General features: G+C 38.1%; 23 protein-coding genes. 7 read left to right on the forward strand and 16 right to left on the reverse strand.

Features of this window, described 5'->3' with window-relative positions:
* Positions 1–34: 34 nt before the first annotated feature.
* Positions 35–2,839, reverse strand: coding sequence for a TonB-dependent receptor (locus QE382_RS18015; protein WP_307187144.1), 2,805 nt, complete (start codon positions 2,837–2,839; stop codon positions 35–37).
* A gap of 448 nt (positions 2,840–3,287) precedes the next feature.
* Between QE382_RS18015 and QE382_RS18020 the strand changes: the two genes are divergently transcribed.
* From QE382_RS18020 to QE382_RS18030, 3 genes are all read left to right on the forward strand, one after another.
* Positions 3,288–3,929 (forward strand): ABC transporter ATP-binding protein, encoded by a 642-nt coding sequence (locus tag QE382_RS18020; protein WP_307187145.1) that lies wholly within the window; start codon positions 3,288–3,290, stop codon positions 3,927–3,929.
* A gap of 46 nt (positions 3,930–3,975) precedes the next feature.
* A complete protein-coding gene (locus QE382_RS18025; protein WP_307187146.1) occupies positions 3,976–5,376 on the forward strand; it encodes an ABC transporter permease in 1,401 nt (466 codons plus the stop codon).
* A 176-nt stretch (positions 5,377–5,552) separates the two neighbouring features.
* Entirely contained in the window at positions 5,553–6,029 is a 477-nt protein-coding gene (locus QE382_RS18030) for a hypothetical protein (RefSeq protein WP_307187147.1), read from the forward strand.
* 96 nt (positions 6,030–6,125) lie between these two features.
* Here the strand turns inward: QE382_RS18030 and QE382_RS18035 are convergent, their stop codons facing one another.
* The 9 genes from QE382_RS18035 to QE382_RS18075 form a co-directional block, all read right to left on the reverse strand.
* Entirely contained in the window at positions 6,126–6,839 is a 714-nt protein-coding gene (locus QE382_RS18035; RefSeq protein WP_307187148.1) for a 16S rRNA (uracil(1498)-N(3))-methyltransferase, read from the reverse strand.
* A 17-nt stretch (positions 6,840–6,856) separates the two neighbouring features.
* Positions 6,857–8,170 carry a hemolysin family protein gene (locus tag QE382_RS18040; RefSeq protein ID WP_209579074.1) on the reverse strand — a complete coding sequence of 438 codons (1,314 nt, stop codon included), beginning with the start codon at positions 8,168–8,170 and terminating at the stop codon, positions 6,857–6,859.
* Between the two features lie 8 nt (positions 8,171–8,178).
* Positions 8,179–8,721, reverse strand: coding sequence for an inorganic diphosphatase (locus tag QE382_RS18045; RefSeq protein WP_209579073.1), 543 nt, complete (start codon positions 8,719–8,721; stop codon positions 8,179–8,181).
* A gap of 7 nt (positions 8,722–8,728) precedes the next feature.
* Positions 8,729–9,379, reverse strand: a complete 651-nt coding sequence (locus QE382_RS18050) for a DedA family protein (protein ID WP_209579072.1) — start codon at positions 9,377–9,379, stop codon at positions 8,729–8,731.
* A gap of 142 nt (positions 9,380–9,521) precedes the next feature.
* Positions 9,522–9,938 carry an HIT family protein gene (locus QE382_RS18055; RefSeq protein WP_209579071.1) on the reverse strand — a complete coding sequence of 139 codons (417 nt, stop codon included), beginning with the start codon at positions 9,936–9,938 and terminating at the stop codon, positions 9,522–9,524.
* Between the two features lie 240 nt (positions 9,939–10,178).
* On the reverse strand, positions 10,179–10,652 hold the full coding sequence (greA, locus tag QE382_RS18060) for a transcription elongation factor GreA (RefSeq protein ID WP_209579070.1): 474 nt from the start codon (positions 10,650–10,652) through the stop codon (positions 10,179–10,181).
* Positions 10,653–10,795: 143 nt separating this feature from the next.
* Positions 10,796–11,494, reverse strand: coding sequence for a response regulator transcription factor (locus QE382_RS18065; RefSeq protein WP_046674214.1), 699 nt, complete (start codon positions 11,492–11,494; stop codon positions 10,796–10,798).
* A gap of 102 nt (positions 11,495–11,596) precedes the next feature.
* Complete coding sequence (locus tag QE382_RS18070) at positions 11,597–13,255, reverse strand: sensor histidine kinase (protein ID WP_307187149.1); 1,659 nt, start codon at positions 13,253–13,255, stop codon at positions 11,597–11,599.
* 12 nt (positions 13,256–13,267) lie between these two features.
* Positions 13,268–15,154, reverse strand: coding sequence for an alpha/beta hydrolase family protein (locus QE382_RS18075; RefSeq protein WP_307187150.1), 1,887 nt, complete (start codon positions 15,152–15,154; stop codon positions 13,268–13,270).
* A gap of 171 nt (positions 15,155–15,325) precedes the next feature.
* Between QE382_RS18075 and QE382_RS18080 the strand changes: the two genes are divergently transcribed.
* Positions 15,326–15,616 (forward strand): DUF4286 family protein, encoded by a 291-nt coding sequence (locus QE382_RS18080; protein WP_307187151.1) that lies wholly within the window; start codon positions 15,326–15,328, stop codon positions 15,614–15,616.
* Between the two features lie 20 nt (positions 15,617–15,636).
* On the opposite strand, the gene QE382_RS18085 is transcribed toward QE382_RS18080, so the two are convergent.
* From QE382_RS18085 to QE382_RS18110, 6 genes are all read right to left on the reverse strand, one after another.
* Positions 15,637–16,089, reverse strand: coding sequence for a DUF983 domain-containing protein (locus QE382_RS18085; RefSeq protein ID WP_307187152.1), 453 nt, complete (start codon positions 16,087–16,089; stop codon positions 15,637–15,639).
* Positions 16,090–16,096: 7 nt separating this feature from the next.
* The gene (locus QE382_RS18090; protein WP_294350863.1) at positions 16,097–16,360 is read right to left on the reverse strand and encodes a CAMCR motif-containing small membrane protein; all 264 of its coding nucleotides are present in this window, start codon (positions 16,358–16,360) and stop codon (positions 16,097–16,099) included.
* A gap of 27 nt (positions 16,361–16,387) precedes the next feature.
* Positions 16,388–17,089, reverse strand: coding sequence for an RluA family pseudouridine synthase (locus QE382_RS18095; RefSeq protein ID WP_307187153.1), 702 nt, complete (start codon positions 17,087–17,089; stop codon positions 16,388–16,390).
* Positions 17,090–17,176: 87 nt separating this feature from the next.
* On the reverse strand, positions 17,177–18,181 hold the full coding sequence (locus QE382_RS18100; protein ID WP_307187154.1) for an MlaD family protein: 1,005 nt from the start codon (positions 18,179–18,181) through the stop codon (positions 17,177–17,179).
* A 5-nt stretch (positions 18,182–18,186) separates the two neighbouring features.
* The gene (locus QE382_RS18105) at positions 18,187–18,960 is read right to left on the reverse strand and encodes an ABC transporter ATP-binding protein (protein WP_307187155.1); all 774 of its coding nucleotides are present in this window, start codon (positions 18,958–18,960) and stop codon (positions 18,187–18,189) included.
* Positions 18,961–18,966: 6 nt separating this feature from the next.
* Positions 18,967–19,725, reverse strand: a complete 759-nt coding sequence (locus QE382_RS18110) for an MlaE family ABC transporter permease (protein ID WP_209579062.1) — start codon at positions 19,723–19,725, stop codon at positions 18,967–18,969.
* Between the two features lie 254 nt (positions 19,726–19,979).
* Between QE382_RS18110 and QE382_RS18115 the strand changes: the two genes are divergently transcribed.
* From QE382_RS18115 to QE382_RS18125, 3 genes are all read left to right on the forward strand, one after another.
* Positions 19,980–21,443, forward strand: a complete 1,464-nt coding sequence (locus QE382_RS18115) for a DUF6600 domain-containing protein (RefSeq protein ID WP_307187156.1) — start codon at positions 19,980–19,982, stop codon at positions 21,441–21,443.
* A gap of 158 nt (positions 21,444–21,601) precedes the next feature.
* The gene (gene pncB / locus QE382_RS18120; RefSeq protein WP_307187157.1) at positions 21,602–22,783 is read left to right on the forward strand and encodes a nicotinate phosphoribosyltransferase; all 1,182 of its coding nucleotides are present in this window, start codon (positions 21,602–21,604) and stop codon (positions 22,781–22,783) included.
* On the forward strand, positions 22,776–23,477 hold the full coding sequence (locus QE382_RS18125) for a class I SAM-dependent methyltransferase (RefSeq protein ID WP_307187158.1): 702 nt from the start codon (positions 22,776–22,778) through the stop codon (positions 23,475–23,477). The genes pncB and QE382_RS18125 overlap by 8 nt, the downstream gene beginning before the upstream one ends.
* Positions 23,478–23,484 lie beyond the last annotated feature (7 nt).

Consider the following 23,484-nt stretch of genomic DNA (forward strand, 5'->3'; position numbering starts at 1 on the left):
TAGATTTAAAGAAATATTAAATTTACATTACCAATTAAAAAGTATAATTAAATGATAAGGAATAGTTTGCACCAGGTTTGTATTTAAACCAGGTTTCATTGCTGATATTTCGCACTTTATTATCAAAATATACATTAATAGAGTTGTTCAAAATATCACTTGCATTTAATTTAAACTCACCTTTATTTTTTAACACTCTATAGCCAACTTGAAAATCCAATACGTTTCTAGGTGCTTCCCAGGCGCTCGCAAAAGTTTGTCCACCGGGTTGAATAATACGTTTACCTATACGGTTATAAAGGATATTAAGATTTAATTTGTTATCTAAAGCTGTATGTTGCAATCCTCCATTAATAACATAGGGAGACTGTCCGACCATTGATCTCTTTTGTTCCAAATAAGGTTGATCGGTTGGGTTGGTAACTTCGGAATGGACGAACGCAAGATTCAGGTAAGCCGTTGTATTTTTAAAGAATGGTTGGTCATTTACAAAATTCAATTTTTTACGAACTTCCAATTCCGCACCATAAAGATTGGCTTTTGGAACATTTCCAAAACTAATATCAGGAGTAGAAGTAACATCATATCTCCGCGGCTCGATGGCATCTGTAAATTGCTTATAAAATGCTGAAATAGATAAAATTTCGCCAGCAGAAGGATAAATCTCATAACGTAAATCGGCATTGTTAATGGAAGCACGCTTCAAATCAGGGTTACCGGTGATCATTCCGAGCTGTTCGAAATCATAAAACTTAAATGAAGCTAATTCCCTTAGCTCTGGTCTTGCTAATGTACGATAGTAAGATGCTCTAACATTGGATTTTGGCGTCACACTATAAGTAAAGTTTACAGATGGAAGAAAATCCAGCTTCGTGTCGTTAACATCCTCCACCATTTTCATGTTATCTACATTTAAAGCGTCAATCTTAACATTGTAATTTTCAACTCTTAAACCGTAAACTACTCTAAATTTATCATTGAATTTTTGGTCCAACATTGCGTATCCAAAAGAAGTTACAGAGCTCGCCTCATATTTATCTCCATTCATCATGATTTCTCCATAGCGGAAATAATTATTATTTATATTTTGAGCGGAAAAAATTTGATCAGCAGGAGTCTGTAAAAATTTATTGATATCTTCTACATTATCAAATGCATTTTCGTTGAATTGGAAACCAATAAATCTAGCATCAAAATTGCGTTTTCTATAGTTTCCACCAGCACCCACTTTCAGGGTGGATTGTTCTGTTAAAAAATTTATAGGTAAGATATAACTACCTTCTCCTGAATAAATATTCTCATTTAGTTTGGCAAACAATCTTGTATTTTGTTTACCTATGGTACCAAGGTTTGCTGTAAAGGGAACGGAAGGATCATTGGCTGCAGACATTGGTCTAACATAATTAAGTTTAACCTGATTAGGCTGGTCATTCTTGATATTACTCCAAGAGGCTGTCCATTTTATTTTATCATTCTTATCACTTAACACATGTTCACCATCAACAGTTGATTTGAATAAAGATTTCTCCAAGATATCATAAGCGGAAAATCTATTGTCAAAATTTGACCCTAGATCAATACCCGTCCGACTCGTGTAGGTATTGTCATAATTCTTGTTATAGAGATTTTTCCAGGTGATTTTATTTTTACCAAATGTGTATCCGAAATTAGCTAATGCTCCTAAATTATTGGAAAATCTATATTGATTATCCGTAAAGTCATATTGATGCCATTCGCGTCTTACATTCGCCAATATATTCTGTGAGTTTCTATAGGTTACCGAAAATAAGGCTCCAAATTTATTATTATTCTCAAATTGTTTCACATTCCCTAATGAAAACTGATAATTTTGAGAGGGTAATGCTTTTTTATTTTCAATGGAAAGATCATTTGGCATAGACTTAAGTGCAAGACGATTTTCTTTACCAGAGAGCCCAGCCTTCACTTGCTCTCTCGTATACATATTAGTCGCCAAATTACTTGAACCATCATCGAAACCTAAATAGTTTTGAAAATTCTTCTTGGTTTGTAAGAAGTCCTTGAATGTGGAAGCTGTATTATAGCCGTAACCTAAACCAAAGGATACAAAATTTTGATCCGGAATATCCTTCGTTGTGATTTGCACTGCACCACCGGCAAAATCTGCAGGTAGATCCGGTGTTGCAGTTTTTGAAATTGTAATTTTATCTATCAAATTAGATGGAACAATATCAAATGAAAATGCGCGACGATTGGCTTCCGTACTTGGCAATACCGAACCGTCCATCATGGAAACGTTATAACGGTCGCCTAACCCCCGAACCACAACAAATTTATTATCTTGAATAGTTGCCCCACTAACTCGACGTAATGCTTCAGATGTATTTTTATCGGGCGATCTTCTGATCTGTTCACTTGAAATACCATCAGAAATCAACGCACTATTTTTTTGTTGCGAATATAACGCACCGATAGATTCCTTTTTAAAAGATCCTGTAACCACAACTTGATCTAACACCTGCCCTTCTGAGTTATCAAGAACGATATCTAAATTGGTCAAATCATTCGCTTTAATCTCAACCTCTGTAACTTGCTTTGTCGAGTAACCTACATAAATGTATTCTACAGTATATTTACCTGCCGGTAAAGCCGGAATACTATATTTTCCGGATACATCTGAACTTCCCCCTCTTGACGTACCTAAAATACGAACAGTTACTCCGGTGATTGTTTCGCCAGTTTTACTATTGGTAATAGTTCCCATTAACTTCCCACTACTCTGTGCATAAACTGTTGTTGACGCAGCTACTGCTAGCGTTACGACAGCAGCGATTCTTTTAAGTTGTAATTGTGGTTCCAATTTATTTGCTTTTTGTTTCTGCAAATCTATTAGCAGAATATTAGGTTAACATTAACAACAAATTACCATTACATCAATCCGCTGTTAATTTAATGTTACCTATCGTTGTTATTTTTCGATTTTTAGTAAAAAAGAGCTTTTATAGCGAATTAGCATCCTATTTGAGCCTGTTATAGCGAAATGATATTAATGAAGTGTAAGTAAATTATTAAGCACTTCATTTATTAACACAATTGGTTCTTTTTATCCTTGGCATCGTTGTACAGCCCCTAGCGAGTTAACCAAAAGATCGATGATACAATAGGATAACCAATAGATCAGTAGCCTTTCCATTGAAAATACTAAGCTCGCTAATACGAATTGCTTTTTATATGCAATATAATTGCAATTATATTGCATATAAAAAGCAATTTATCTAAGTTTGAATATATTTCAATATCTGATTCCCATGAACACTCCAATCGTATCGACTACACAGTTATCATTCCAGTATCCAAATTCAGCGCCAATTGAATTTCCAGATATTTACATCGAAAAAGGGCAACATACACTATTGTTAGGCGATTCTGGTTCTGGAAAAACAACACTATTAAATATATTAGGTGGTTTGTCACGACCAGAAACAGGGCAGGTCAACATATATGGTCAAAACTTATCGTTGTTATCCACCAGCAAACTGGATCAGTTCAGGTCTCAATATATTGGATTCATATTTCAAGAGGCCCACCTCCTAAAAAATTTAACGTTAGTTGAAAATATCAAATTGGCGCAGTCTTTATCCGGAAAAAAAGTAGATGTAAGCACTATTGAACTCATCCTAAAACAGCTGCAATTGGATCAAAAAAGTAATGCCTATCCAAACGAATTGAGTCGTGGTCAATTGCAACGTGCCGCTATAGCCCGTAGCATTATCAATAAACCAGCCCTATTGATTGCGGATGAACCGACAGCTGCATTGGATGATAACAATACCCATAGGGTATTAGAACTCCTATTATCGATAGCTGAAACTGCTGGATCGACCCTACTGATAACTACGCACGACAAGAGAATAAAAGAACAATTCTCTAAAATGTACCTTTTAAAATAATTTTTTACTTTATTTACGCGTCACCCTTTAGATATTAAAATTTGCTATGAACACGATACAATTGGTTTGGAAAAATTTAAGTAGACAGTTTGGCTCGGTCTTTCTAAGCATCTTGCTAACGGCATTTGGAATTTCGATCCTCGCCGTGCTATCAATTACCGGAGAATCTTTTGAAAAGCAGCTTGACAATAACAGCAAAAATATTGATTTAGTCGTTGGCGCTAAAGGGAGCCCGCTGCAATTGATCTTATCGAGTGTTTATCACATCGACAATCCGACAGGTAACATCCCATTAGACGAACTGGACCCATTACGCCAAAATCCGCTTGTGCAGCTAGCAGTTCCCTTATCGCTGGGTGATAACTTCAAAGGGCATCGCATCGTTGGAACCGATTCCTCTTTCCTGTCCATCTATGAGACTTCTATTCGTGAAGGCCGCATTTGGCAAAATAATTTTGAAGTAGTCATTGGTGACCAGGTTGCAAAAAAACAGCAACTGAAAATCGGTGATCAAATCCATAGTTCACACGGCTTGAGCAAAGATGGCCATCATCATGATGAACATCCTTTTACTATTGTAGGCATTTTAAAGCACAATAACAATGTTACTGATAACCTGATATTAACCAACTTAGAGAGTGTCTGGGATGTCCATGGAATCGCACACGCACATGATCATGAAGAAACTGCACTACAGAAAGAACTCCGTGAACGCGAAGAAGACAGGGAGGAAACCGTCAAAGCCCACCTCCACCATCATGGAGAAGATTTAGAAGAAAACTCTAACGCAGCTTTAGGAACCAGCGGAAAAGATCATCACGACCACAATCACGATGAGCAAGACCAGCACGAGGAGGAAGGTATGTTTGTAAAATCTATTGGCGCCGATATGGTGAAGCAAAATGGACTAGAAATAACTGCTATTTTGATTAAATATCAATCCCCGGCAGCTATCGGTATATTACCTAAAATGATTGACCAACAAACGGATATGCAAGCTGCTTCTCCAGCGATGGAAAGTACGCGCTTGTTTTCACTCTTAGGAGTAGGAATGGATTCTTTAGCTATCCTTGCGTATGTGATCATGCTCATTGCCGGCCTGAGTGTATTCATTAATCTCTATAATGCGTTGAAACAACGTAAATATGATCTTGCTATTATGCGTACACTCGGAGCCTCTAAAGGAAAATTATTCAACATCGTTTTATTAGAAGGCCTGACAATAACAATCATTGGTGGATTGGTGGGACTTTTATTGGCACATTTGGCCTTATATTATATCAGCAACCAAACAAGCCAGAGCGCCGACTTTATCGAAGCTTTTAGGCTACATCCAAAAGAATTCGTATTTTTGTGTGTTGCTTGTCTAATTGGTGTGCTCGCAGCGTTAATTCCTGCTGTGAAAGCGTATCGCACAAGTATAGCCGGTACTTTGTCAAACAAATAGAATAATGGCAATTGAACTAAAATGAAAAATAGGGGTACAGAGCTGGTAAATCCTGGAATTGCACTAAAAAAATCTTAATACAATATAGGTAATATTAACCGCGATGAAGCTATCAGATTTATTCATCAAACAACACAAATCGAATAGCTTCATCCCAACAAGAAAAAATTAAACAGATGAAAAAACTTATCACTGCATTGTTCTTCCTATTCTTCGGCATCATACAGTTACAGGCACAGATTGGCAGTAATCCGGATGTTCCCGACCATACGCCCATGATGAACAAAACGTGGGAAGCGATTGATAAAATGGCCTACAAAGTCACTTACAACGGCGCAAAGAAAGTGTATACTCCTTTCTATCCGAAGGAACTAAAAGCACTTGAAAATAAAATAGTAGAACTGCCCGGTTACATGGTTCCGCTTCATAGTGGCCGTAATCATAAAAACTTTATGATGTCTGTATTGCCGGTTATGCAATGTCAATTCTGTGGCTCTAATGGCATCCCTCCTATGGTCGAAGTAACCCTTAAGGGTAGTGCAATAAAATTTTCTGAAGATCCGATTAAATTAAAAGGGAAAATGATTTTTACGAAGGATCCGCTTAAGGGAAATGCGGAAATTCAGATTGTAGATGCTGAGCCCATAAAATAAACTAGCGTCTATTTTTAAACTATTAAATGGGCTTTGCAGATCTCGCACAGCCCGTTACAGGGATAGGCTCGTCTCTTATTCCACTACTACCTGTATTCACCTATTCAACAGGGAAACTTCCATACAGGCCGCTAAAGCAGCGGTTTCGGTCCTTAGACGCGCGTCTCCTAGCGATATAGCATGAAAACCCATTTGTGATGCCAACTCAATTTCTCCTTCAGAAAAATCTCCTTCCGGACCAATAAGGATAATATAGTGTTTGGCAGGCTCAAAAATCTGGTTTAAATACTTTTTTTCACCATCCACACAATGTGCGATTGCTTTTTGCACGCCTTCAGTTGGAATATTCTTCAAAAACTCTTTAAACGATACAGCAGCATTAAGTTTGGGAAGATATGCTTTCAACGATTGTTTCATCGCTGCAACAACCACCTTGTTTAAGCGTTCTAATTTAACCTCTTTTCGCTCAGAATGCTCGCAAATAAGGGGCGTGATTTCCTGAATCCCTACCTCCGTTGCCTTCTCTAAAAACCATTCGATACGATCGATATTCTTTGTTGGCCCCACCGCAATATGCAGATGGTAGCGAGGATGTTGAAAGCCCTCCTCCACATTTAAAATAGTAAGAACTGTGCGTTTAGGATGTGGGTCGATAATTTTAGCTTCGTACAAACCTCCGCGACCATCTATAAGATGTAAACGATCTCCGGCATCCATACGAAGCACACGAATAGCGTGTTTACTTTCTTCCTCACTCAGGATAAAATTTTCTGATGAAGGATTTAAATCCGGTGTAAAAAATAACTGCATGGGCTACTCGCTACTATTTATTCTTCGGTATCATCTTCAGCAGACTCGACCAATTCCAATTTGACAAATTCGATATTCTGCTGCGCTTTTCGAATGATGGTGAATATGTAACCATACTCTTCTTTCCGCTCACCGACTTCCGGTATCTTATCGAAGATTTCACTCACAAGACCTGACATCGTATCGTAATCCTGACTCTCCGGTAACTCTATTGGAAGAAACTCATTCACATCATGAATACTGGCTCCGGCATCCACCATATACTCTGTTTCGGAAATACGCTCCACAACTGGTGTTTCTTCATCGTACTCATCCTGGATTTCACCCACCAACTCCTCTACGATATCTTCCAATGTAACCATACCTGCCGTTCCACCAAATTCATCCAATACGATCGCCAACTGAATCCGCTTCAGCTGAAATTCAGCCATCAAATCATTGATCTTCTTCGTTTCAGGAATAAAATAGGGTTTCCGCATAATATTTTTCATCACAACCTCTTTTCCTTTCGCTAAAAGCGGTAGAATATCTTTTGTATGAACAATACCCACGATTTGGTCAATATTATCATCATAGATTGGAAGACGGGAGTACCCTTCTTCCGTCATCGTTTCAATCAGTTCAGAAGCATCAGCAGTCACTTCTACCGCCACAATTCGAGTACGCGGTACCATAATATTCTTAACGATACGTTCGTTAAAATCGAATACGTTTTTAATCAATTCGTGCTCAGAAATATCCAAAGCACCAGATTCTTTACCTTTATCTAAAAGATACTGTAATTCTTCCGACGAGTGGGCAGATTCCCCTTTGGTAACTTCAAATCCCAAAATCTTTAACAGGAAATTAGCAAATCCGTTTAAAACCCAAATAATTGGTCGAAAGATAAAGTAGAAAAATTGCAGCGGAACCGCAATTTTCATCGTTGTTGCAACAGGTTTTTGAATGGCTATCGATTTAGGAGCAAGCTCTCCGAATACAATGTGTAATACAGTAATAATCGAAAAAGCCAATACATGTCCTGCATTGGTAGCAATCGACCCGGTCAATTCAACACCGAAAAACCCCAGTGCACCCTGCACAATTTGGGTCATTACAGCCTCGCCAACCCAGCCTAAAGCTAATGACGAGAGTGTAATACCCAATTGTGTAGCGGCCAAATAACCATCCAAATGTTCCGTTATACTCTTGGCTATGGTAGCAACTTTGCTACCTGTTTTTGCCTGAACTTCAATTTGGGAGACTCGGACCTTGACAATAGCAAATTCTGCGGCCACAAAAAAGCCGTTTGCAAGTACTAAAAACAATGTCCAAAATAAATCGAGCGCCATGCTGGGGGTTATTTGTTAACAAATTCTGTTTTGTACAATTCGATAGCCTCAATCAAGATTCTTTGCGCTTCATCACGTCCCTTCACACCCTCAACAACGACATGCTTCTTTTCAAGCGCTTTATAACTCTCAAAGAATTGTACAATTTCTTTCATTGTATGCGGAGGCAATTGATCAATATCTTTAATGTAATTAAAAATAGGATCATTTTTAGCTACCGCAATAATTTTATCATCTTGCTCGCCACCATCGACCATATTCATTACGCCAATAACCTGTGCCTCAACTAATGTCAATGGTAAAATATCCACTGAACAGATGACCAAAATATCCAACGGATCTTTGTCATCGCAATAAGTTTGTGGAATAAAACCATAATTGGCAGGATAAACGACAGAAGAACTCATCACTCTGTCCAAAAGCAACAAACCAGTTTCTTTGTCTAATTCATACTTTCCTTTGGATCCGTTTGTAATCTCAATGATAGCATTTACGGCATTTGGCACATTCTCACCTGGAGAAACCATGTGCCAAGGATTTTGTTTACTCATTTTTTATTTACTGTATATTTTGTTTGTTTCTTTTATCTTTAATACGTTTTTTCAATAACGTTATGGCAATTGGCAAAAATGCAATGACAATCATACCAACTATAACATATTCTACGTAATGTATAATACCCGGGAATTCGATACCTAGGAAATAACCTGAAAGCGTCAAAACTACCACCCAGATGGCAGCCCCCGAAACATTATATAGAACAAATTTCTTAAAATCTAATTTTACGACCCCGGCAAAGATAGGCGCAAAAGTACGAACTATTGGAACAAATCTTCCTATAATTAAAGCGGTTCCACCATATTTGTGGTAAAATTCCTCAGCCATGACTACATATTTTCGCTTAAAGATGAAACTATCTTTTCGCTTAAATAACATCGGCCCCGCCCGATAGCCAAACCAATATCCTGTAAAATTACCTAATACCCCAGCGGTAAACAATCCCAAACAAAGCGTGAATATATTTACGTCAATTTTATTCAGGGCACAGAATAATCCAGCAAGAAATAGTAAATAATCACCAGGTAGAAAAAATCCGAAAAATAGACCAGTCTCAGCAAATACAATGAGGATAACTAAATAAAACCCTCCTGAACTCAATAGTTCCTCTGGGTTCAATAATTGTTGAAATGACAACAAAAGTTCATGCATAACCTTTAGTAAAAATCAATGTTGCGTTCATAATTTAGAACAAATCCTACGCTTATTTCTGCACAATTTTGAAAAAACAAAGTACAAATATAGCATTCTTCTAAAAAACCAACGTAAATCAAGTGTAATATAATCTTTCTAATTATTGATTTTGAGCAGTTATACTCACGATAGACTCGCGGATAGTGGTCGCAATCTGATGGAGTTCATCCTCAGTTAAGCTCAATTTAGGTCCAGCAAAGTTTAAATCACTAATTTTATTGATAGGCACCAAATGTATATGTGCATGAGCTACCTCTAAGCCCACGACAGCTACACCGACTTTTACACATGGAATTACTTTTTTAATACCTTGAGCTACAATCTTAGCAAAGACCCAAAGCGCCATGTATTCGTCATCTTCGATATCGAAAATGTAATCTGTCTCTTTCTTTGGTATCACTAGTACATGCCCTTTAGCTAATGGGCTGATATCCAAAAAAGCTAGAAAATCATTACTCTCAGCAACTTTGTAAGCTGGGATCTCCCCAGAAACGATTTTTGAAAAAATTGTCGACATATTATTCTAATCTTGGAATAAATCTTTTTAAAATACAATCAGCAAACAACAGACTTAACTCTACTAAGCCCCTGGTATGTCGGCGATTAAAAAATCTTATTACCGCTTTTTCACACCCTGTAATTCCACTGTTCAACAAATATAAACAAAAAAGGTCGCGATTGCTACATCACGACCTTCTTAATATAAAGTTAATTTGTAGATGTGCGGTTATGGCATACCGCACATAACCGACATATATTACCTTGAAATATCTACGATTTCGAATTCAATTTTACCCGCTGGTACTTCTATAACAGCTGTATCGCCTTTAGATTTACCCAACAAACCTTGGGCAATAGGAGATTTAACAGAAATCTTACCCGACTTCAGATCTGCCTCTGACTCTGCAACCAATTGATACGTCATCTCAGCACCATTCTTTTTGTTCTTTATCTTAACGATCGATAAGGCCAAAACTTTAGATGTATCCAATTTGGACTCATCAATTAAACGTGCCGTAGCCAATGTATTCTCCAAGTTGGCAATTTTAGCCTCATGAAGCCCTTGAGCCTCTTTAGCCGCATCATACTCTGCATTTTCAGACAAATCCCCCTTGTCTCTTGCCTCTGCAATAGCATTGGCAATTTTTGATCTTCCTTCCGTCTTCAGATAAGCCAATTCCTCTTTAAGCTTACGCAATCCTTCTTCCGTAAAATAAGTTACTTCTGCCATAATTTTATTTTTTTTCTTATTTTATACTTTTTAAAAAAGAAACAAGACCATATTTCCCTCTTCGGGAAACATGGTCTTGTTTCGAATCTATACGAAGATAATAATTGTTTTTTACAAAACAAACTCTTATCCGCTAATTATAATCAAATCTCCTCCTCATCAACAAATTTATAGCCAAGTCCACGCACGGTCTGTAGATAATGTGGCTTGTCCGGATTTGTCTCTATCTTTTTTCGTAAACGAACCACATGCATATCCAATGTACGCGTGTTGACATTTGAGCTATACCCCCATACAACCTCCATCAATTCTTCACGTGTAATCTCTCGCCCTAAATTCTGTAGGAAATGAAGTAAAATGCGATTTTCCAAAATAGTCAACTCAACTTTCCTACCGTCACGTATCAAGGAATGAATATTTGGATGATGTTCCGTCTGACCAAACTTGTACACTTCGGGACTGTTTTTGGGTAAGAAAAATTTGACCTTGTTATCGATCATCGCGATAAGCACATCCATATTGAAAGGCTTACTAATGTAATCAGTCACGCCAAAACTGTAAGCTTCAATTTTGTCCACATCTTGAGACTTAGCTGTCATCATGATGATGATATTCTCAAACCCCGCTTTACGCACATCCTCACAGATCTCGTTGCCTTCTTTTCCTGGAAGCATCCAGTCCAGCAAAACAACATCGGGTCTTTTTTCCAAGATTAAACTTTCCGCTTCATTCCCATTTCCGCTTTGAATGACCTGATAGCCTTCGGATTCCAATCGATGCTTTACCAAGAACCGTAAGTTCTCATCATCTTCAATAACAGCAACAGTGATGTCTTTATTCATAAGTAAATAATTTGTCTTTTAAATGTCTTATGGAATATCCAGTTTATAACGATAAGTTTTCATGCTTTCTAAACATGGATATTTCATATTTAAATTTATTTTTTAAACTGGAAATACCAAGGTAAAGGTGGTTCCCTGTCCCAATTGGCTTTTTACTGTGATATCACCGCCTATAAATTCAGTAATCTCTTTACAGAATGCCAACCCCAAACCAATACTTCCTTGCTGATTATATTGACTTTTTATTCTATAAAACTTTTTGAAGATGTTGTTAAACTCCGCCTTCTCTATTCCTATTCCTTCATCCTTAAAAGTGATAACAAAATTCTTCTTATTTTGTTGTATCGCAATATCCAATATTTTATGCCCCGCTTTAGAATATTTATAGGCATTATCAATCATATTTTGAAACACACTGCTCAACAACACCGGATCAGCAAGCATTGATGTCCTTACATCAATTTTTGTGCTAATCTTGAAATCTGAATATTTTATTCTTGACGAAGCTACTAGATTTTCCGTAAACATCTTCAAGTCAACTTCTTCTTTATTTAATTTTATCGTTTTATTTTCGATCTGGCTAAACGATAATAGCTTATTCATCAAGTTATTTAAACGATCTGCCTCCTGATCCAGTATATTTCCATACATTTTACGTTCTTCATCAGAGAGTACCTGCGCACTCTTGATGTTATTTCCAGCAATCTTAATCACACTCACTGGCGTCTTAAACTCGTGGGTAAGATTATTGATGAAATCGTACTGCAATTTAAAAAGTCTTCCGTTAATTTCTAAATTTCTATAAATTAAATATAGTATAGCAATTAAAATGATGTAAATCAACGATACGCCTCCTAATACGGGCCAAAAACTACGATTTATTTCTTTGGAAAGAAAGTTCTTGCTTGATCTAAAAAGTAATTTATAGTCGGCCAGTGCTCCAGGTAAGGGCATCTCGGTTGAAATCTCGTCATTTTCAGGTGTGATAGGCGCGCCTACCAAAGGAACGATCTCCACTTTCTCATAAAGATTAGAATAACTATTTTTCACCTCCAGGAACATTGGATCGATCTGAAAATTAAACATATCCTGTTCGTAGCCAACGGTATGATCTAAATTACCTTCCATAATTGACTTATAGACAATTAAATCGTTGACCCTCGGAATATTGAGATAGGTAATCTGACCAGGTCTTATGGTATAAAAAACCTTTAAGATATCTTTATCAGAAAGTTTGGCATTCGGTTGCAACTTGTCAATATATGTCGCCAACTTTACCCCAATATTATTGATCTCTTCAGAATGTAAACCCATTTGACCGCGATCTCGTATGGTATTTTTATGCAGCCCAGATCTGGAAACAGTAAAAAAAGTAATCGTTTTTGGTTGGATCCTGAGGTTGTTAACGATAAAGCCATAATTTAAATTATGATCGTTATTAAATTGTAAATCAAAAAAACCAATCTCTCTGACAAACGGATAAGAACTTAATATGCTATAAGCGTATTTGCCCGCCTGAACAGAGTCCAAAAAACCTTGATAAAAAGAGACTTCAGGAATTCTATTTTGAAAAAAATCATTGAAAGGAACTAAGGTTTGATCAAATATCTCTGATTTTCTATTCGTAAATTCATTTTTGATATGCGATTCTGTATAGCTACGAGAAAGAAATAAGGCAAATATATACAAGCCACTGATTACGATGAAAAACATCAACAGTAATCCGTAATTCTTTCGATAGCTATATTTTTCTGCTTTCATAATCGCCCGCCTTTAGTCCACAAGGTATTTCGCCAAAAATCGCTCCAACTCATTATAATAACCAAAGACATTCTCATCACGCTTAAAAGTTCTATCTTCATCCTCTTTCAGGATGTATTGCACTGGAATGTTATTATTCTTTAATTTTTGTACAAATTGATTTGCATCTGTGACAGAACTAAACCTGTCCTTTCCCCCTTGTACCAATAGTACAGGTATTTTTACTTTATCGGAATGAAAGACCGGTGATATATTTTTGAATAGTTCAGCCTCCCGTATTGGATTCCCAACAATTTGATACATTTTCTGTACATACGATTTAAAATAGGGCGGTATATCTCTGAAATACGTAAATAAATTGGTATAACCCGAATAAGACACGGCACATTTATATAAATCAGAATTGAAGCAAGCGGCGTGCAGCGCCGAATAACCTCCAAAACCTTTCCCTACGATAGCAACACGTTCACGATCAGCAATCCCCTCCTTAATTAACCATTTCACCCCATCAGTAATATCGTCCTGAATCTTCCCCCCCCATTCTTTAAATCCAGCAGTCCAAAACTTCTTACCGAAACCTGTGGATCCCCTATAGTTCATTTGAAAAACCAAATAGCCCCTGTTCGCTAGAAACTGAGCCTCATTATCGAACCCCCAAACTTCACGTCCATTAGGCCCATCATGAGGAAGAACAACCATCGGCAGGTTTTTGCGATTAGAATGTATAGGATAAGTTAAATAACCTGAGATCTGAATACCGTCTCTCGCAGTATACGTGATATATTCGTTTGGAGAGAGCTCCTTATCTTTTAAATCAGAATTATTATCCGCTAACTTTGTCAACTTTTGCGTCGAAAAATCATAAAAGTAAATACCACCGGGGTTAACATCGGTGTAGGTTTTAATGATGATCTTATTACCTGAACTGTCAGTACTCAATACCTGATATTCAAAGCCATCAATCTGCTTTGCCAATTGGTTGTACTTTTGTTTGGTAGTCTCATCAAAAAAATGTCTATGCTGCCTTGAGGTGGTATAATTCACAAACAACAGCTTATTCTGTTCAGTAAAATATCCCCCAGAGCTCACGTCAACATCCTTGTGGCTAAAAAGTTCACCTAATTCTTTTTGATTTGCCAAATCATAGCTTATCAAAGCCAGTTTATCGCGATTGACATTAGATAACGCATAGATGATAGCATTCGAATTATCCTTATAACCCAATGGTGTAAAACTACTTTCAACATCGCAGCGTATAATCTCCTTAAATGGTTCGTTTTCGGAGCTTCGATACAGTACCGATTGTTGTACAGAATCGTTGGCTACAGCCATTCGTACCTGCCCATCATTAGATACCACCCAAGAGCTCATATTTCCTGGGTTTTGCAAAATCAACTCCCGGGGTCTTCCATCTAAATAAATCCGATAAAGATCAAAAAATGAAGAATCCCGATCATTCATCCCCCCTATAAAACTATCACCTCCGGTAGTCATGGTATGGATCCATCGAAACCGACCACGAATCGGCTTGATCAATGGCCAAATTTTCTCTGTATTGATATCTACCGCATATAAACGTAAACTGTCCTGTGCGGATTGCTCTGTCAAAAAAGTAATTTTCGAGTTATCGTTCCATGCAAAAGATTTTACATTAATATCATTTTGATAAGTAAGCTGCTTCGAGCTATCCTGATGAATCAAATCTATCAAGTAAATATTTTTGCAATGATTGTCGAGACCGATATAGGCTATAAACCGACCATTTGGAGAAATCTTAAAGTTTGATTTTTCAGGCTTAGAAAAAAATTGATTTATTGGAATAGGCTCAACATTATGGTGTTGACACCCCAACATGATCATGGTAGAAAAAAGTAAACCTATCCAAAATTTCATCCTCATAATCCCAAATGCATCCTTATCATATATTCCAAATATTGCAATTAAATACGAATTTTCATTCAATGCAACCTTATTTTTACAAGATATACCAATTAAATCTAATATTCAAACTTCTCGCGCTTCCTGTGCTAAGAATCTTTTTTATCGTAGAAAAATAGCGTATTTTTGTCTATGTTTTTATACAATGTCTCTGTCATAGCAGAAGAAACAATCCACGAGGAGGTTGTTTCATGGATTCAGGATAATATCGTGCAATCCCAAAAATTTGAAGTGCATTTTCTGGAAATGCTTCAGTCGCCACACGATGGTATGACGTACTGTATCCAAGTCGTACTCTCTACAGAAGAACACATCGTAGATTTTCAGCAAGTACATCTCTTCCCATTGCAACAGCTTATTGCGGAAGGATATAAAGACAAAGTTTTCCTTTTCGATAGTACGATGAAATATCTAAAAAAATAAAAGAGCTCTTGCGAGCTCTTTTATTTTTTTTCTTCGTTAACACCATGACCATCTTCACCAAGGTTCGCTTCATTCCTTTCACGTATCTCCAGCTCCAATTCATATCTCGGGTCAAAACTAATTTTTGGCGTTAAAAAGTGAAGTAAAATTAAGCGCGCATACCTAAAATTAAAAGGGGCAAAGATCAAAATGGTTATCGCGAGGCCAATCAGATAAAACCAGGGAGATTCGCTGCTTGTTAAAATCGCTATAGCAACAGAAACAGTAACGATCTCGGCTACTGACATCGCATAGCTCACATACATTGCAGCATAAAAATAACCTGGTTCAACCTCGTACTTTACGCCGCAATAGGGGCATACATCATTCATATACTGCTTACGCAAACTGTATACCTTTCCTACGAATACATCACCAATATGGCACTTCGGACATTTGGAGTGTATCATTGCATGGAATTTGGATGTGGGCATTAAAAACCTATTTTAATTCGTTTAAAAATTTCTTCGTCTCTGTGTTCTTCTTGCGGTATTTTTTATACCATAGATAGCCAAGCCCTGCAGCGGCCAGATAAGGGATGACCAAAAGGAATAAAATACCATCATTCAGCCCCCGCCCTTGCATGTTTCCTTCCTTCGTGGAATTCTCAGCTGTCAATGTACACATCGCACATTGTCCGTAAGAAACAGATGCCGATGAACAACTTAAGGTAACTATCAGGAGTAAATATTTAAACCATTTCATAGTACAAAGATACTGAAATTTTAACCACTACCCTGCCAAAGATTCAAATTTATCCCAAAAGCCATCTTTTGGTAATGAAGCAACCAATTCCATCTTATCTTTCTTGATTGGATGCGTGAACACTAACGATCGTGAATGTAAGCAAATACTCCCTAGAGAACTACCTCTTGGATATCCATACTTATTATCGCCAACAATAGGACATCCCATAGCAGCAAGCTGGGCACGAATCTGATGGGTACGACCGGTCAATGGCTCCACACGCAATAGATAAAATCCATTTAACTCGCCTACCAATGCATAATCTAACTCGGCATAACTTCCTCCCTTCACCTCGCGTGGAAAAGCCTTGGTTACCCGGGTTTGTCTATTTCTGATCAGCCAATTAATAAGCTTCCCCTCCGTTTTCCGTGGTCGCTGTCTGACTATCGCCAAATAAGTTTTTTTCACATCTCTATCCTGAAAAGACTTATTCATTCGCTCAAGAGCCTTACTCGTTTTGGCGAAAAGTATCATACCGCTTACCGGCCTATCTAAACGATGAATAACACCAACAAAAGCTTCGTTTGGTTTATCATATTTCTTCTTTAGATAAGCTTTCACCATATCTTCCATCGACATATCTCCCGTTTCATCAATCTGCACAATATCCCCCGCCTTCTTATTTATCGCTATGAGGTGATTGTCTTCGTAAATAACGTCTTTGTCTATAATTTCAATGTGATTCATTTTTTCAATTCTAAACGGGCTCCCCCAATATGATTAAAAAAAGGCTCTACGCAAGCGTACAGCCTTTTCAAAGTTATTTCATTCAACTTATTTTGCTGTATCTGATTTAAGCAGTTCAGCCTTTTTCGCATCTTCTTTCATTTTCTTTTTGAAGAAACCGCGCAGTAGAAAATTATGCTGCAGCGCCTCCATATTTTGATCTAGCTTGGATGTACTTGAATTCAAGTTATTAATTGCTGATTTAATTTGATTTGCCGATTCAGGATCATTCAACAGAACGCCCACGGCATTATCTTTATCATTTAATCGGCCCGAAGCGTTGTTCAAATTGTTTATCAATGCATTTGCTGTCTGAGAAACGCCCTGTAATTGTGCAGCAGATTGACGTAAACTAGAGAAAATAGCGGTATCAGTTGTCAAATCATGAATCAGTCCCTTATTGCTATTTAAAGAATTTGTCAGGGTAACCAGATTTGCAGAAGCCTTATTTGCATTATTCATTGCAGCGCTGATGGACAATAATGTCGCGCGTAAAGTATTCACCATGGAGGTATCCGTCAACATCGCACCCACCATTCCCTTACCATCGGCCAGTCCTCTTGATATTTCTACGAAATCAGTGGTAATTTTTGCCAGGTTTTCATTATTAATCTGCAAAGTTTCCATCATTGCTTCCATATCTGCAGTCTTTGCAGAGCGCAAAAAGTCTCCGCTCTCTACAGTTGGAGCATTCTGGGATCCACCAGAGATCACGACAATCTTATTCCCGATTAATCCATCCGAGCCTAATTTTGTCACGGCGTCCTTACGGATATATTCTGCAGATTTCTCCTCTATCGTTAATACGACCTCAACATCCTGTACGCTTTTAAAGTGAATGTTCTTAATGATTCCTACCTTAACTCCGGAAAACCACACATTACTCCCCACTTTCAATCCAGCGACATCAGGAAATGATGTTGTAATCTCAATATTTTTAGTGAATTTCTTTTGTTGACTGCCCAAAATGAAAATTCCTGCCAATAGAATTAATACGCCTAAAAAAACAAAAACACCGACAATGATTGCTCTCTTATTTTCTGCCTTACTCATGTATATTATAGAATAAAATTATAATTATAAAACGCTCTTACACGAGCGTCATCTGTATCAAAAATTTCTTCAAAAGATCCCTGTCTTTCAAATTTGCCATCTAACAACATTACGATACGATCGCCCACTTCTTTTGCACAAGCTAAATCGTGCGTGATAATAATGGATGCCGTTTTATATCTTTCCTGAACTTCATTAATCAATCCATTAATGTCCAAACAGGTAATCGGATCTAGTCCTGCTGTTGGCTCATCGTACATCATGATATCCGGTCTAAGAATCAATGTGCGAGCAATACCTATGCGCTTGCGCTGTCCACCAGAAAGCTCTGAAGGCATTTGATTGATGGCTTGCGATAACCCTACTCCATCCAGTACCTCCTCTACAGCGTGATCAATTTCTGAGCGCGTCAAATTACGCTTATTACGAACCAACGGAAACTCTAGATTTTCACGTACGGTCATACTATCATAAAGTGCACTATTCTGAAAAGAAAACCCTATTTTTAAACGTAGTTCACGTAGTTCGCGATCATTGAGTTCTGTCACCGAATTGCCAAGCACATTAATTGTACCTTCGTCTGGTTTTAATAGACCTGCAATTAACTTTATCAATACAGATTTACCAGTCCCAGAACGGCCTAGCACAACAAGATTTTCTTCTTTATATAAATCCAGATTAACGCCCCGTAGAACATGATTATCACCAAATGACTTGCTGACATTCCTGATTTCAATGACCGGCTTTGAATGGTCAATGGTTGTTTGAATCTTTTCCATAGCGCACTAACCAAAGAACGATAAAATTTGAACAATAATGATCTCCTCTATAAAAACAAGGAACATCGAAGCCACAACGGCCGCATTCGCAGCTTTACCCACACCTTCCGTACCCTTGGAAGAAAAATAACCACAATAACAACTTACAGCACCGATGGTAAAACCAAATATAACAGCACGAAGCACCATAGCACCTAAATCTTTAAATGCTATCGTCTCAAATACTTGTGTAAAAAAGCTCAAAAAACTCAAGTCATCTTTACTCATCATACTGAGATATCCCCCCAATAGACCTATCCCTGCTACATAAAAACAGAGTACAGGAATTCCAATCGTTGTAGCCAAAATTCTACTTACAATAAGATATTTATAGGGATTGGTTCCCGAAACCTCCATCGCATCAATTTGCTCCGTAACATTCATCGAACTCAATTCTGCACCAATTTGGGACCCTACTTTGCCTGAAGCGATTAAAGCCGTGACTAATGGTGCCAATGCACGAACAATTGCGATCGAAATCAGGGAAGGCAACATCGAAGTTGCGCCAAATTCCTCTAAAGAAGGACGTGATTGTTTTGTAAAAACAAATCCCACAATAAATCCCGTTAAACTGATCAAAGGCAAAGATTTGTAGCCTATTTCATAGCACTGACGAACGATTTCTTTGAATTCATATGGGGGAGTTACTAATTCGCGCCAAAACCGTAGCAAAAAACGATGAATGTTTGCGAATTCTAGAAAAAAAGTCTGAAGTTTTTTAGCCATTTAAATGATGTCTATTTCAAATTAATGTGTCTTAAAACACGTTTTATGCTGAACAAACACGTAGCAATTCGAGCGGTAAAGGTAAATAAAAATATGTATCTAAAATTGTCGTTTATGTAAAAAGATCATCACTTTGACTTTCACGTAAAATAATCAGTTTTCCAATGTACCGATTAAACCATTTTATTCGTTATGCTGTCATAATAACAAAGACTACGGCATAGAGTTTTGTCACACTTTAAATTATTACAGAAATGAAAAATTTAGACAACATAAAATATTGGGTACTAGGGTTTGTTGGTATCGCTTCTTTCTCAAGCTGTGCGACTTCAATGGCCCAACGCGGCGGATATACTAATTATGATCATTACAACAATGCAGGAGTATCTTTCCAGCTGTTCTATGATCAACTATCCCCTTACGGACAATGGGTCAATGATCCGAATTATGGTTATGTCTGGATTCCGGATGTCGGTCCGAACTTCCAGCCTTATGCTACCAATGGTTATTGGACAATGACAGACTATGGAAATACCTGGGTCTCCAACTACGACTGGGGTTGGGCTCCATTTCACTATGGCCGTTGGAACTACAACGATCGTTATGGTTGGGGCTGGGTTCCTGACTATGAATGGGGACCGGCATGGGTAAATTGGCGTCAAAGTAACGACTATTACGGTTGGGCACCCATGGGACCAGGCATGAGTATCAATGTATCAGTCAATATTCCAATGAACTTCTGGACATTTGTGGGAGTCAACCACTTCATGAGCAGGGACATGGATCGGTATTATGTGAATCGAAGAAATTATAATCATATTTATAACAGAACCACAGTTATCAACAATACAACGATCATTAACAACAACTATTATGTTGGCGGTCCGCGAAGAGCAGACATCGAGCGTTCAACAGGAAGAAACGTCACAGTCAATAGGATAGCCAATGCAGATAGACCCGGATCGGTTCGTAGTAGCAGCAATCGCAGCAATGAAATCAGTATGTATCGCCCGGCTGTAGATCGTAATACGCGTTCGTCTGCACGTCCAACGAATGTAGTTGATGCCTCTAACCGAACACGGAATAACAATCGCGAAATATCAGATCGTACAAACCGCGTTATCAGCAATCGAGATAACATCGATTCAAGATCTGGAAGTCGTGAGTTATATATCGATAAGAGTGGAAATGCTTCTGTAAGGTCTCGTAACGACACCAACAGTACAGGCTCGAGCCGCAGTTCAATTAATAACAGTAGAGGCGGAGACAACGGTGCTCCAAATAGAAATACGAATGGTACACAACCTAATTCGACTAACTATGATTTTAGAACGCGATCAGGTCGGCAATCGGATGCTCCAACAAACAATAACCCTACATCTACCAGTAGAGGGAGACAGAACGGTTATGATGAGACTGTACCGCCACGCGTAGTTCAACCTGCAACAGCGCCGCAACGGAACGGAAATTATGATGGCAGCCGCACACGTTCGAGCCAGCCAGTCTCTCAGCCGGTGCAAAGTCGGAATTCCGATAGCCGGACGCGTTCGAACCAACCGGTGTCTCAACCCTCTCAAAATCGCAGTTATGAAAACACCAGAAGCAGATCCAATACAGATAATTCATCGTCCGTATCGCGATCAAGAAATTCTGGAAGCTCAGGTGAGCGTAGCTCCGGACGTTCTTCACAGGGTTCTGAAAGATCTAGAACAAGATAATGATGACCGAATAACATGCTAATTATAAAAGGCGGATGAAATAACAAATTTCACCCGCCTTTTACTTACCAGTCTTTTTATAATTATTATGAACAATCCACGCAATTTCACGTTAATTAGTAAATTTACCGCTTCAAACAAAAAATAGATCGATAAGGATGGCTTCATTTACCTCTATATTAGATAATGACTTCTATAAATTCACGATGCAGCATGCTGTAGTCAAGTTGTTTCCAAAGGCCAAGGCTCGTTATCATTTTATCAATCGGGGACATCACAAGTTTCCCGATGGTTTTGACGTCCTTTTGAAGCAGGCTGTTAGTGAAATGGCTAATTTGAAGCTAACAAAAGCCGAAAAGACTTTTTTTGCCAAAACTTGTCCTTATATTGACCCAACCTATTTTGACTTTCTTCAAGGTTATCGCTATGATCCCGAAGAAGTCAAAATATTTCAGGATGGTGCAGATCTGGAGGTCATTATCGAAGGGTACTGGTATCGCACTATTCTCTGGGAAGTTCCGTTGATGTCTCTTATCTGTGAACTTTTTTATGAATCCCAGGGCTTACAACGTTCCTCAGATGCAGAAGTAATCGCAACAGCTAAAGATAAAATCGAAAAATATAAAAAGCTGCATATCACCATAGCTGATTTTGGCACCCGAAGACGCCATTCGCATGAAGTACATGATTTGGTGGTGCGTACACTTAAGCAATATGGCGAAAAAACATTTATTGGCACCAGCAATGTCTATTTCGCAATGAAATATCAAACGAAGCCCATCGGTACCCATGCCCATGAATGGTTTATGTTTCATGCCGCTAAATATGGCTACAAAATGGCCAACCTCCTAGGGCTGGAACATTGGTCTGATGTCTATCGGGGCGACCTCGGAATAGCGTTGTCGGACACCTATACAACCGAAGTCTTCTTTCAGCAATTCGATAAAAAGTTAACCAAATTATTTGATGGAGTCCGACATGATAGTGGAGATCCTCTTGAATTTACAGATAAAGTTATTGCGCACTATAACAAAAATGGTATCAATCCGCTTTCAAAGACCATTATATTTTCCGATGGCTTAGATTATGAAAAAGTCGAAAGAATTGCGAGCTACTGTGAGGGTAAAATCTTACATTCCTTTGGTGTGGGCACCAATTTCACGAATGATGTAGGTCTTAAACCAATGAATATTGTTATCAAGATGACAGACGCTTTGCCAGAAGATGATCAATGGAGCCCCGTCATCAAATTATCTGACGAACCGATGAAACATACAGGAGATGAAGACTCCATTTATATTGCAAAGAAAGTATTAATGATTGATGATGACCATGCATAGAGACGTATACGGTGAAGCGCTTGATGATTACTTTGTACATCAAGAAGAAAAATTCCCTCTTATACTCCATACGAGCTATGGCGATAAAGAAGAAATGCCGGTAGAGATATTCTTCCGGGAACCTGATGATTTCCCAGAGCTAGAATTCATTGGTCTATCGCTATGTGATGGACGTGTATTGGATGTGGGCGCTGGAGTAGGCAGCCATAGTCTATATTTACAAGAAAAGGGCTTTCAAGTGGATGCAATAGAACAATCCCAAACCGCTTGCCATATCATGCAGCAACGCGGGGTACAACATATTATCTGCGAAGATTTTTATACATTTAAAGGGCAGCAGTACGATACGCTTTTGCTGTTGATGAACGGAATCGGTATTGCCGGCGATGTGGAGGGCTTTCGAAAACTGTTAGCGCATAGTAAAGAACTATTGACGGAAAATGGGCAGCTAATTTTTGACTCGTCCGATATCAGTTATTTGTATAAAGATTACAACATCAAAAAACCGGCTCACTATTTGGGGGAAATTCAATACCAGTATGAATACAAAGGAACCCGAGGCGATCTCTTTAAATGGCTGTATTTAGATCAGGATTTATTGATTAAAATTTCGCACGAAATGGGTTGGGTGGTCCAAATTTTATATGAAGATGAGAATGACCAGTACCTTGTACGTATGGAACTAAAAAAGTAGCCTGCTA

The organism is Sphingobacterium zeae (assembly GCF_030818895.1).
Classification (GTDB): Bacteria; Bacteroidota; Bacteroidia; order Sphingobacteriales; family Sphingobacteriaceae; genus Sphingobacterium; species Sphingobacterium zeae.

Excerpts from the sequence above, each read along its gene's own strand:
- QE382_RS18110 (WP_209579062.1), bottom strand. The coding sequence starts at position 19,725 with ATGGCTAAAAAACTTCAGACTTTTTTTCTAGAATTCGCAAACATTCAT.
- QE382_RS18095 (WP_307187153.1), bottom strand. The coding sequence starts at position 17,089 with ATGAATCACATTGAAATTATAGACAAAGACGTTATTTACGAAGACAAT.
- QE382_RS18105 (WP_307187155.1), bottom strand. The coding sequence starts at position 18,960 with ATGGAAAAGATTCAAACAACCATTGACCATTCAAAGCCGGTCATTGAA.
- QE382_RS18030 (WP_307187147.1), top strand. The coding sequence starts at position 5,553 with ATGAAAAAACTTATCACTGCATTGTTCTTCCTATTCTTCGGCATCATA.
- QE382_RS18050 (WP_209579072.1), bottom strand. The coding sequence starts at position 9,379 with ATGCATGAACTTTTGTTGTCATTTCAACAATTATTGAACCCAGAGGAA.
- QE382_RS18020 (WP_307187145.1), top strand. The coding sequence starts at position 3,288 with ATGAACACTCCAATCGTATCGACTACACAGTTATCATTCCAGTATCCA.
- QE382_RS18100 (WP_307187154.1), bottom strand. The coding sequence starts at position 18,181 with ATGAGTAAGGCAGAAAATAAGAGAGCAATCATTGTCGGTGTTTTTGTT.
- QE382_RS18090 (WP_294350863.1), bottom strand. The coding sequence starts at position 16,360 with ATGAAATGGTTTAAATATTTACTCCTGATAGTTACCTTAAGTTGTTCA.
- QE382_RS18045 (WP_209579073.1), bottom strand. The coding sequence starts at position 8,721 with ATGAGTAAACAAAATCCTTGGCACATGGTTTCTCCAGGTGAGAATGTG.
- QE382_RS18065 (WP_046674214.1), bottom strand. The coding sequence starts at position 11,494 with ATGAATAAAGACATCACTGTTGCTGTTATTGAAGATGATGAGAACTTA.
- greA (WP_209579070.1), bottom strand. The coding sequence starts at position 10,652 with ATGGCAGAAGTAACTTATTTTACGGAAGAAGGATTGCGTAAGCTTAAA.
- QE382_RS18115 (WP_307187156.1), top strand. The coding sequence starts at position 19,980 with ATGAAAAATTTAGACAACATAAAATATTGGGTACTAGGGTTTGTTGGT.
- QE382_RS18085 (WP_307187152.1), bottom strand. The coding sequence starts at position 16,089 with ATGCCCACATCCAAATTCCATGCAATGATACACTCCAAATGTCCGAAG.
- QE382_RS18055 (WP_209579071.1), bottom strand. The coding sequence starts at position 9,938 with ATGTCGACAATTTTTTCAAAAATCGTTTCTGGGGAGATCCCAGCTTAC.
- QE382_RS18025 (WP_307187146.1), top strand. The coding sequence starts at position 3,976 with ATGAACACGATACAATTGGTTTGGAAAAATTTAAGTAGACAGTTTGGC.
- pncB (WP_307187157.1), top strand. The coding sequence starts at position 21,602 with ATGGCTTCATTTACCTCTATATTAGATAATGACTTCTATAAATTCACG.
- QE382_RS18070 (WP_307187149.1), bottom strand. The coding sequence starts at position 13,255 with ATGAAAGCAGAAAAATATAGCTATCGAAAGAATTACGGATTACTGTTG.
- QE382_RS18125 (WP_307187158.1), top strand. The coding sequence starts at position 22,776 with ATGCATAGAGACGTATACGGTGAAGCGCTTGATGATTACTTTGTACAT.
- QE382_RS18080 (WP_307187151.1), top strand. The coding sequence starts at position 15,326 with ATGTTTTTATACAATGTCTCTGTCATAGCAGAAGAAACAATCCACGAG.
- QE382_RS18075 (WP_307187150.1), bottom strand. The coding sequence starts at position 15,154 with ATGAGGATGAAATTTTGGATAGGTTTACTTTTTTCTACCATGATCATG.
- QE382_RS18040 (WP_209579074.1), bottom strand. The coding sequence starts at position 8,170 with ATGGCGCTCGATTTATTTTGGACATTGTTTTTAGTACTTGCAAACGGC.
- QE382_RS18035 (WP_307187148.1), bottom strand. The coding sequence starts at position 6,839 with ATGCAGTTATTTTTTACACCGGATTTAAATCCTTCATCAGAAAATTTT.